This window comes from Paenibacillus solani (genome assembly GCF_001277345.1).
Lineage (GTDB): Bacteria > Bacillota > Bacilli > Paenibacillales > Paenibacillaceae > Paenibacillus_AQ > Paenibacillus_AQ solani.
This window is the reverse complement of the sequence record NZ_LIUT01000001.1, coordinates 694429-704850: the sequence shown is the minus strand read 5'-3', so window position 1 is coordinate 704850 and position 10422 is coordinate 694429. Positions and strand designations below refer to the sequence as shown.

Sequence of the window (10422 nt, the reverse complement as noted above, 5' to 3'; positions counted from 1 at the left end):
CTCTATTTCAACGTCCCGCCTAAGCGGTCCGTTTTACTCACTCGTTGTTCAGTTTTCAAAGATCAACTTCTTCGTTGCCGGCGAATCTCGTTCGCATCAGCAACTCTTATAATATATCATGTTTGTTTCGATAATGCAAGAGGTTTTTTTAGAAGGTTTTTTGTGTTTCATTTTCTCTCTAACTCGGCCTCTTTCCTGCCGCAATGTTGCTTTCGCGACCGGATTTATAATGTACCATATATTTTGAGTTGTTAGCAATACATAAATTATTCCAATTGATGTTGCTCTATCATTTAGCAATTTACTTGCTATTTAATATAGAGGCTATTATAACATACAAAAACAAAAGGGGACTGGAGCAGCTCCCCTTTTGTTTTTGCAATGGCCAGACGATCGACTTATTGTTTATGCCTTAATCCAAGGGTTGTGATGCTTTCTTTTTGATGTAGAGGATTGCTGCTTACGTGGCTTCTTGACTGCTGTTCTTATTTTATTTGCTTCTTGGCGATGTACTTTAGCTTTCGCTTTAGGAGTCTCCTCGACATCAGCGTCTCCGCTGGAAACGGAATCGTCCTCAACATCGCTGCTGATATTCAAATTGGTTTGCTGCGTATCAAAGGAAGCCAAAGAGTTAAGTGATGAGTCAAACTGTTCATCATTTTGTTGCCGGTCATTCCAGTTCGGTTCGTATGGATTTACAAACTGTGGGTATCCACCTTGTGTCTCCATGAAGCCAGAAGGCGGGTTGTGCATGTTTTCATTGTAATCCATTCCGCCCTGCCATGGTTGATAGGGCGCTGCCATACCAGGGTCATATGAATGATGCCCGTATTGTGGATACCCTTGAGGGGGCATATTATAGTACGGACTTACTTCTCCTCCATGACAGCCACAAGGAGATGGCACAAAACCATATGTCATTGCTTGATGATGCTGCTCAGGATATGGATGGTAGTCGGAAGCCATATTACCGGTATATGATTGTGTGACAGAAAATTGGGTATATTCCAGACTTATAGGCTGTTCAGAAATACCCGGGTATGCTGAAGCTGGATTTCCCCAACCTTCACTATAGGTGGCTGGCATCGCTTCCTGGTGTATATGATGATACGGATGAACCGCTTTACCAGGATGAGATTCATGACAGCCGCACGGACCTTCAGGATAACCAAACGACGGCATCGCAAAGGCAGGCCCCATTTTATTAGGAAACTCAGGGCATGGATGCGGCATCATATGGATTGGCAATTCCATAAATGGCGGGCATGGTTCAGCAATAGGATGGATTGGATGGGGTAATGGCATGGTCTTAACAGGAAACGTATATTCCGGCTCGACAGGTTTATAAGGTGGTTTGAATTCGGGTTTGAATTCGGGCAAGATGACAGGCTTTTTAAATTCCGGCATAACGTCTGGTAACTTAATCTCTGGCATAATCTCGGGTTTCTTGATTTCTGGCATGATCTCTGGTTTCTTGGTCTCCGGCATAATGATCGGCTTTTTAATTTCAGGCAATATTTCCGGTTTAAACTCGGGCTCGAACTTTTTAGGTTCCTCCGGAAACGGTGAAATCTCAGGGAGCTTTGGCAAAATCGGCGGCTCTGGCTCCTTAACCTCAGGAATAACAACAGGTGGTTGCTCGATCGGCGCTGTCTCTTCCTTCTTAACCCCGGTGTAATCCTTGCTTCCAGGTTTCTTCTTGCCCGGAGCTAAGCCGCTGCTGCCACTCATTGAATCCCCGTCCATGTCTGATTCCATATGTGTACCAGATGAAGGAATGTTTACGACCTCTCCCACCAGCAGTGCATTCGGATTTTTAAGCTGTGGGTTGGCATCAATGATTTCCTTCAAAGTTACTCCCCATGCTTTCGATAACTTCCAGAGAGAATCTCCTTGCTTCACCGAATGCTTATGGATAATGGGCTGGCCTCCGCCAGGAACCAGAACAGGCTCTGTTGGTACCTTGATTTTGGCACCGACATCAAGCTGATTCGGATCCACCAGCTGAGGATTTGCATCGATGAGCTTTGTCAATGGAACGTTGTATTTCTTGGACAGCTCATATAGGGTTTCGCCTTCCTTGACGATGTGTATCTTCACGCCGCTAAAACCTCCTACACTCTTCTAGGCATCATGTTATTCGCCTGCTTTCGTTACTACATCCTATGCACGGAATAGGCGATTGACATCCCTCTGGGCAAAAAAAAACCTTTCATGTCGATGAAAGGTTTGGTAAAGCCCATTATTTAGCTGTCCTGTGCCATCAAGATTCCCATACTTTATAACCGTCTTGATCTACAATTTTCCGGAATTCTTCAAGCAATTGAAGTGTAACTGGCCCAGCCTGCCCTTTTCCGATAATGCGACCATCAATTTCACGAGCGGCAATAACTTCGGCAGCAGTCCCCGTAAAAAAGACTTCGTCCGCAATATATACATCATGCATGCTAAAAGGCTCTTCCTTCAGTTTAATGCCAAGTTTGTCGCATAAATCAATAATGGCTTGACGTGTAATGCCTTCAAGTGCACCAAGATAGCATGGAGGCGTGGTGACCACACCATTTTTTACGATAAAAATGTTGTCCCCCGAGCCTTCCGTCACATAGCCTTGTGCGTTCATCATGATCGCTTCATCCGCTCCCGCAAAGTTGGATTGGATTTTCACAAGGATATTGTTCAAGTAGTTCAAGGATTTGATTTTCGGATTAAGCGCATCCGGTATATTACGACGCTGAGCTACGGATACGGCCTTTAATCCATTTAAATACGCCTCTTCAGAATAAATCGCCAACTGTTCCACGATGATCAATACGGTTGGTTTAGGACAACGCCGCGGATCCAGTCCCAAGTTACCGGCACCACGGGATACTACAATACGGATGTATCCGTTTCGCATATCGTTGCGTCGAATGGTTTCGGCCATAGCCTCCAGCAGCTCTTCGTAAGCCAGAGGAATAACTAAATCGATGGACTTGGCGGAGTCGTAAAGCCGGTCCAAGTGTTCCTTGCACTTAAAGATATTGCCGTTATATATCCGAATACCTTCGAATATGCCGTCCCCATACAGAAATCCATGATCAAACACGGATACTTTAGCATTCTCTTTTGTGACCAATTCTCCATCAAGATAGATCCATTGCTCTGACATTTACTTAACCTCCAATTTCTCGCTTTCGTATGCATAACCGGGATAAGAACCCAGCACACGAACCAAACATCCCAGCGCTTCGATCTCACCCATAGCGGCGACCAATAAAACAGAATCCGCGGCAGCCAGCACATCAATATAAAAATAGTAGTTACCGAGCTTCTTCTTCGTCGGACGGGATTCGATTCGTGACAGGTTCAGGCGCCGCCAAGCAAAAGCGGAAAGCACCTGATGCAGCGCCCCCGGCACGTCCTCCGGCAGCGTCACTAGAATGCTGGTCTTAATCTGTTCCGGCGAACGATTAACTGAAATCGGCTCACGTCCGATCAGCACAAATCGGGTGTAATTGTTATCATGATCGGTAATACGCTCAGCAAGTACATTTAAGCCGTGAGTAGCCGCACCAAGTGAAGTCCCGATTGCCGCCCAACCCTGACCTGGATTCTCCTTGACGATTTTAACACCTTCGGAGGTGCTGCCCACTTGTTCTAACTCAGCCTGCGGCGCAGCCTTCGCAAGGAACTGACGGCACTGGGCTGTTGCAACCTGGTGAGACCAGATCTTTTTGATTTTACTGTAATCCATCGTTCCGTCACTTGAACGGAATTCGGCAGCATTCCCGATCAGGTTCTGAATAGAAGGGTAAACCCACTCCGCCTGCATCGGCAGATCCACTTCATTGACCAGCCAATCCATATGCAGACTGACTGAACCTTCGATGGTATTCTCAATCGGGATTACACTATAATCGCTTTTTCCTTCAACTGTAGACATAAATACATCAGAGATCAGTTTGTGGTGTACAAACTCCACTGGCTCACCGTTAAGAAGATAAAGTATCGCTTCATGAGATACCGATCCTGAGGGCAACAAGGCTATTTTTTTCATGCAGTAACTTCCCCTCTAATCATATCCAAAAAAGATCTGTTATTGATATCATCCAAGAGTTGGACACCTTCAGCCACCGGATTCAATGAGTAGCACGAAGACACGATTCCTTCCGCCTTCATTGTCTCCACCAGATACGCGCTCAATTCTTGTACCCGCGGTTCATCCCGGTCTACAAGCGCAATCATCGCCGGGCCCGCTCCACTAAGCGCGATGCCGAGTGCTCCGTGGTCAGGCGCTTCGTCCAAAATCTTGGACATCCCCGGCACAAGCGGCGCCCGGTATGGCTGATGAACCCGATCTTTCATTGCAGTTCGAATCAAGTCCAGTCTGCCTGCCGAAAGCGCGGCGGCCATTAAGGAGGACCGACTAATATTATATACAGCATCGGCTAAACTGACCTGGGCTGGCAGCGCTTCTCTTGCTTTGGATGTCGCCAGCTCAAAATGAGGGATGACCACAAGCGTTCCGAGATTAGCTGGAGGTTCAATGCGCATATAATCTGCATGGGTACCATCCCATACAGCTGTAATAATGCCGCCGAATAAAGAAGCCCCCACATTATCCGGATGCTTCTCAAGATTGGTCGCCATATCAAAAAGCTTGGAATCCGGCAGTGGCGAACCGATCAGAGCGTTGGCTGCCGCCAGCGCGCCAACAATCGCCGATGCACTGCTGCCAAGACCGCGGGTAAGCGGAATCTCGGAATACATGGAAATCTCGAGCTCCGGTACGGCTTGTCCCGCTTCTTCAAATACCATCTGGGCCACCTTATAAATCAGGTTGCTCTTATCCTTCGGCAGACCGCCCATCTCATCGCCATGAAGATGGAATACGGTTCTCTCCGATGCTTTCATCTCAATCCATGAATACAGAGACAATGCCATGCCGAGCGTATCGAATCCGGGTCCCAAATTAGCTGTACTGGCCGGAACCTTCACCCGAACACCTTGGGACAAACTCATACCTGGGCAGTCCCTTCAAGCTTGGCAATAGCGTCCATTACTGCTGATTCTGTATCAGATACAACAAGTGGTTCTGCATTCACGGTAGAAATGGCGATATTAGGGTCTTTCAGACCGTGTCCTGTCAATACACAAACCACGGATTCCCCACCTTTAAAATATCCTTCGCGCTTCATTTTATATACACCTGCAATCGAGGCAGCCGATCCTGGCTCGGCAAAAATTCCCTCACGGGAAGCAATTTTGCGGTAAGCAGCCAGAATTTCTTCATCTGTGACATAGTTAATCTGCCCACCGGATTCCTCTGCGGCGGCTACGGCTGTTTTCCAGCTCGCCGGGTTCCCGATACGGATAGCTGTTGCCACGGTTTCAGGATTCGGAATAGGCTCTCCCTTAACGATCGCCATTGCGCCTTCCGCCTCAAATCCAAGCATTTTAGGTAAAGAGGAAGCTTTGCCAGCTGCATGGTACTCTTTAAATCCTTTCCAGTAAGCAGAGATATTCCCCGCATTGCCGACCGGAATAGCCAGTACGTCCGGAGCTTTTCCAAGCTGGTCCACGACCTCAAATGCAGCCGTTTTCTGGCCTTCAATTCGATAAGGATTCACCGAGTTCACCAACGAAATCGGATGTTTGGCCGTAATCTCACGAACGATTTCCAGCGCGCGGTCGAAGTTGCCTTCAATCGCAATAACCTTGGCGCCATAAATCATCGCTTGAGCAAGCTTGCCTAGGGCAATATTATTGTTCGGGATGATCACGATGCAATTAAGTCCACCGCGAGCAGCGTAAGCAGCTGCAGCTGCAGAAGTATTCCCTGTGGAGGCGCACATAATCGTACGGCTTCCTTCTTCCATTGCTTTTGCAACAGCCATTACCATACCACGGTCTTTAAAGGAACCTGTAGGATTAAGTCCTTCGAATTTAAAATGCAGATCAATCCCCAGCTCCTCCGACAGATTAACTGCTCTGATTAGAGGGGTATTTCCCTCTTTAAGAGTTAGAAGCGGGGTGTTCTCATTAACCGGCAGGTATTCTCTATAGGTTTGAATCAATCCTTCATATGGCATCTCTCATGTTCTCCTTTTCTAATCAAGAATTATAAATAATGTCATAATACAATCTGTTTTATGGAAACGGATCAAAACTCCTTATCCTTCAACACGGTAAACACTCTTAATCCGCCGAATAACTTCCATGCCCTCAAAATGATTCAGAACTTCATCCATACTGGCTTTGCTCGCATGGTGTGTGACGATGATAATTTCCGCATCCGGATTATGCTCATTCGGCTGTTGAACTACAGATTCCAAGCTGACTTGATATTGGGCAAACACCTGGGTAATCTGGGCAAGCACACCCGCTTTATCATCCACATGAAGCAGTATGAAGTTCTTGTACATGATTTGTTCATCTGTTTTGAGCTTCTTCGGCTTGTAGGGAACGATGGCTTTGAGGCCGTTAACGCCCAGCTTCATATTCTTGATGATGGCGACCAGATCAGCGACTACGGATGTAGCGGTTGGCATTTCTCCGGCGCCTGCTCCATAAAACATCGTTTCGCCGACAGCCTCTCCATATACGTAAACCGCGTTAAACACGCCATTTACGGATGCGATCGGATGTCCTTGGCGGACCATCGTAGGCTGTACGCTAATGCTAAATTCATCGTCATCGCGCTCAGCGATGCCAAGAAGCTTCATTTCATAGCCTAAGCGCTTAGCATAGGCAATGTCCTCTTTGGATACTTGCGAGATTCCCTTAACAGAAACATCCTGCAGCTCGACATTAGAGCGAAAGCCCAGCGTACCAAGTATCGCCATTTTGCGGGCCGCATCTAATCCTTCCACATCAGAGGTCGGATCAGCTTCTGCGTATCCCAGCTGTTGAGCTTCTGCCAATACATCCTCATAAGAGGCGCCTTCCTGACTCATTTTGGTAAGAATAAAGTTGGTCGTACCATTCACGATCCCCATGATTTTCATGATACGATCCGATGAGAATCCTTCAATGAGCGTCCGAATTATAGGAATGCCGCCAGCAACGCTAGCCTCATAGAATACATCACACTGTTTCTCTTGTGCCTTAGCCAATATTTCGGCACCATGCAGGGCCATCAGATCCTTATTGGCGGTGATGATATGCTTGCCGCGTTCAAGCGCCTCAAGAATGTAGGTTTTCGTCTGCTCAATCCCGCCCATCACTTCCACGATGACGTCAATCTCCGGGTCACGGATGACCGCCCATGGATCTTCCGTCAACTTGCTCTGATCAACATTAACACTACGATATTTCTCCAAATGCTTTACCGCGATACGCTCGATCGTAATCGGCGAACCAACCTGACTGCTCAAATCCTCTTGGTGCCCCTCTACGATGCGAACAACCCCAGTTCCCACGGTTCCTAATCCTAACAATCCTACTTTGACCGGTTTCATTAATATACTACCTCCTGTATCCTATCAAATGGATATCATTATCTGATTTTTATTTATTATCCTTGCCCTATCATCTGCACTTTTCGAACTCCGGTTATTCGCCTCAATCCATCGAGCAGATCATCCAGCTCCTCATTAAGCCGGGAGACTTCCACTGAGATCACAACATTTGCGATGCCTTGCAGCGGAATACTCTGATGGATGGTAAGCACATTACCGCCCTCGCCAGCCACTTGTCCGAGCACCTCGGACAGCATGCCGGAACGATGCTCCATATCGATAGAAATCGTTACGATTTCATCACGCTCAAGTTGATTGATGGGGTGTATACCATCTTTGTACTTATAAAAAGCACTGCGGCTAAGTCCGACCTGCTCAACGGCTTCATGGACCGTTCTCACGTCTCCCGATGCCAGCAACTTTTTCACTTGCATCGTTTTAACTACAGCTTCGGGAAGGATGTCTTCCCGAACCAGATAGTAGCGTTCCTTCACAAACGTCCTCTCCTCAAAGACTACTGTATTCGTATAGTGGACATTATACTGGATATATGAAGTGAGGGCAATACATAAATGTCCTGTTTTTTATCAAATCCAAATGGTCCCGTACAATCCTACTGTCTATACTATATCGCAATTCCCAACAGAACTCATCGTTATTAACTCTAATATTCGCGTGCAATCGCATGAAAAGGCAGCCTCCGGTATTCGAAGACTGCCCCATAGAACAATCATAAATGCCTTTAAAGCTCACTGCTATTTAAGCAACAATCATCGTGCCGCAGTACTCGCACTCTTTTTCTTCATTCCGTGAGATTACAGTTCTGGCACCGCAGCTGGAGCATTCTACCGACTGCACCTCGATATCTTCTTGATTCTCAAGGGGTGTTACCGGCTCTCTATGCAATGACCTGATGATCAGCTCACCATTCACAATCTCTCCATACGGAAGCATGCGTTCCTTCATCATAAAATTCAAATCCCGGGTCACATGAGCCGGAGACTGATGCGCAGCAAACGCAATATGCTCAATATAAACCAAGCGCTGCTGCAAGACTGACTCCTTGTAAACTCCCATGAGTTTCTGAAATTTCTTGTCTGCCAGATCAGCAGCGACTAGACAACCGATCGCGGGAACTAATAAGCACAACGCCAATGTTAGATTATCATTTAGAAATTCTTCACTGGTTTCGATCGCCAGTAAAAAGATTATGAAGCAAATGATGTAAGAGCCGAACAGTGACCAGCCGACCAGCCTCATGTTTCTCCCTTGATAAGGATGATGTCGTTGCGTAGGCAGGATACGAAATGCCGCGATCATCAGTGCCAATGGAAAAAACACATACGTGAATCCAATAATAAAATAATCGAAGCGGGAAAATTGTACTCTATAACGCTTTGACGGAACACTCATGCAAAGGTCTCCTAGTCTGGTTTACTATGAATTTCACATGTTAAGCAACGATCACGGTACCGCAATACTCGCATTCTTTCCCCTCAACCTGCGCAACCACCGTCCTGGCCCCGCAACCGGGACACTCCACAGACTTCGGAGCTGAATCAGCTAGATCCCGAAGTGTGGATTCAGTGCCTAAAGAATACTGAACTTGTTGGCCTCTACGCGAAACAAACTCTCCCTGGTTAGGGGATTCTGTTCTTCTACTCATGGATGGTATAATCACCATCCCGTCTTCAATCCTTCCATTCGGGAGTATACGCTTTTCGAACATGAACGTTATATCACGAATGGCATGTTCTTCTGTTAGCCTTGCCTCCTGAGCGATATAGTCAATGCGGAGCAGACCTTTTTGCGTAATGGCATTGATATAGAATTGCAGCAAACCGCTAAATTTCTTGTCTTCTTTTCTGGCAATCAGCAGCATGATGATAGCCGGAATCAGTATGATAATTCCAAATACGAAGGAAGCTGAATAGAGGCCTTCCACATCCCCATCTTCTATCGTTGCAATAATCATTAGAAATTCTATGACCCCATAAGTAATTATCAGCACCCAGCCAAAAAGCCGATTATTCCTTCCCTTGCAACTATTATGCCGATGGGTGACCAGCACCCGAATAGCCGCGAGCACAATAGCCAGCGGAAAAAACACAACAGCCACTCCGGTAATAAGATAATCCCAGTTTGTGAAACTCAATTTGAAGCGCTTCGGATAAGAAGCTCCCATATTCTATCCCCTCTATCATCTGCTTTAGGTTGAGCCCGTTTTTGCTTTCAGTAGTGTCGTGTTGCGATCCTGCACTGTTCTGAGAGTATCCCTGATTATATGAGCGGTTTGCTCTATCTGTTCACTCCGCTGTCCCGTTTGGAATTCCCCGATCAGCGTCACCTGATCCTCTAGCAGCGAGATTTTTTGCCGGATTATTTGCTCCACTTCAAATAATGAAGTGTGTGAGATCGGGTCACTGTAGCGAAGCGTTTCCTCAAGTTCAACCATCTGCCGCTCTAACGCTTGCAGTTCCGCATCCTGCAACTGATGAATTCTTTTTCGAATCAAAACGATCCAGTCCACTGTTTCCCTCTTTGCTGCAAGTTGATCGTTTTCCTTTTGACTCATAGTTCCTGCATATTTCCCTGCCCCAGCGATTAGACCAAGAGCAAGAGAAAATCCCAATACTGTAATCAATTGAATAAGAACATAGGATGAAACAGGCAGACTAAATAAATATCCTAACAGAATGACTTCCAAAATGACGGAAACTGCATAGATCCCAATAATAACGCCGGATGCAATATAAAATGGTGCCCCGGATAGGGACGACTTGCGCCGCTCAATCACTCTACTAATAAATACGAGAATAGCTGCCTCGACGCATCCAAGAGCTATGCCCGATATCCAAGCAATGAGTTGGCTCAATCCGCCTAGTACTCCGAACAGGAGAATGGTTACGATCGGGAGCACTACGGTTGCCAGTCTTAATCCATTATGACCTGCGGTTCGTGTAATCACTCAATTCCCCACTTT

The 10422-nt window shown here is 46.6% G+C and carries 10 protein-coding genes; all 10 read right to left on the bottom strand.

The genetic code is table 11. From position 1 onward, the window contains the following. Positions 1-405 precede the first annotated feature (405 nt). Entirely contained in the window at positions 406-2100 is a 1695-nt protein-coding gene (locus AM231_RS03055; protein WP_054401300.1) for a LysM peptidoglycan-binding domain-containing protein, read from the bottom strand. 163 nt (positions 2101-2263) lie between these two features. Beyond that, a complete protein-coding gene (gene ilvE / locus AM231_RS03050; protein WP_053489367.1) occupies positions 2264-3148 on the bottom strand; it encodes a branched-chain-amino-acid transaminase in 885 nt (294 codons plus the stop codon). Next, complete coding sequence (pheA, locus tag AM231_RS03045) at positions 3149-4036, bottom strand: prephenate dehydratase (RefSeq protein ID WP_054401299.1); 888 nt, start codon at positions 4034-4036, stop codon at positions 3149-3151. It abuts the gene before it with no gap. Continuing rightward, positions 4033-5001: a homoserine kinase gene (gene thrB / locus AM231_RS03040; RefSeq protein ID WP_054401298.1), complete on the bottom strand. Its 969-nt coding sequence runs from the start codon at positions 4999-5001 to the stop codon at positions 4033-4035. Before thrB ends, pheA begins: the two co-directional genes overlap by 4 nt. Then, positions 4998-6071, bottom strand: coding sequence for a threonine synthase (gene thrC, locus AM231_RS03035; RefSeq protein WP_054401297.1), 1074 nt, complete (start codon positions 6069-6071; stop codon positions 4998-5000). The genes thrB and thrC overlap by 4 nt, the downstream gene beginning before the upstream one ends. An 81-nt stretch (positions 6072-6152) precedes the next feature. Next, positions 6153-7439, bottom strand: a complete 1287-nt coding sequence (locus AM231_RS03030) for a homoserine dehydrogenase (protein WP_053489371.1) — start codon at positions 7437-7439, stop codon at positions 6153-6155. Between the two features lie 56 nt (positions 7440-7495). Next, the gene (locus AM231_RS03025; RefSeq protein WP_053489372.1) at positions 7496-7933 is read right to left on the bottom strand and encodes an ACT domain-containing protein; all 438 of its coding nucleotides are present in this window, start codon (positions 7931-7933) and stop codon (positions 7496-7498) included. A 265-nt stretch (positions 7934-8198) separates the two neighbouring features. Beyond that, positions 8199-8852: a hypothetical protein gene (locus AM231_RS03020; protein WP_054401296.1), complete on the bottom strand. Its 654-nt coding sequence runs from the start codon at positions 8850-8852 to the stop codon at positions 8199-8201. Between the two features lie 40 nt (positions 8853-8892). After that, positions 8893-9624 (bottom strand): hypothetical protein, encoded by a 732-nt coding sequence (locus AM231_RS03015; RefSeq protein WP_054401295.1) that lies wholly within the window; start codon positions 9622-9624, stop codon positions 8893-8895. A 24-nt stretch (positions 9625-9648) separates the two neighbouring features. Further along, positions 9649-10407 (bottom strand): hypothetical protein, encoded by a 759-nt coding sequence (locus tag AM231_RS03010; RefSeq protein WP_054401294.1) that lies wholly within the window; start codon positions 10405-10407, stop codon positions 9649-9651. Positions 10408-10422 lie beyond the last annotated feature (15 nt).

Coding starts and splice junctions, on each gene's coding strand:
- thrB (WP_054401298.1), bottom strand. CDS start 5,001: ATGAGTTTGTCCCAAGGTGTTCGGGTGAAGGTTCCGGCCAGTACAGCT.
- ilvE (WP_053489367.1), bottom strand. CDS start 3,148: ATGTCAGAGCAATGGATCTATCTTGATGGAGAATTGGTCACAAAAGAG.
- AM231_RS03030 (WP_053489371.1), bottom strand. CDS start 7,439: ATGAAACCGGTCAAAGTAGGATTGTTAGGATTAGGAACCGTGGGAACT.
- thrC (WP_054401297.1), bottom strand. CDS start 6,071: ATGCCATATGAAGGATTGATTCAAACCTATAGAGAATACCTGCCGGTT.
- AM231_RS03015 (WP_054401295.1), bottom strand. CDS start 9,624: ATGGGAGCTTCTTATCCGAAGCGCTTCAAATTGAGTTTCACAAACTGG.
- AM231_RS03020 (WP_054401296.1), bottom strand. CDS start 8,852: ATGAGTGTTCCGTCAAAGCGTTATAGAGTACAATTTTCCCGCTTCGAT.
- pheA (WP_054401299.1), bottom strand. CDS start 4,036: ATGAAAAAAATAGCCTTGTTGCCCTCAGGATCGGTATCTCATGAAGCG.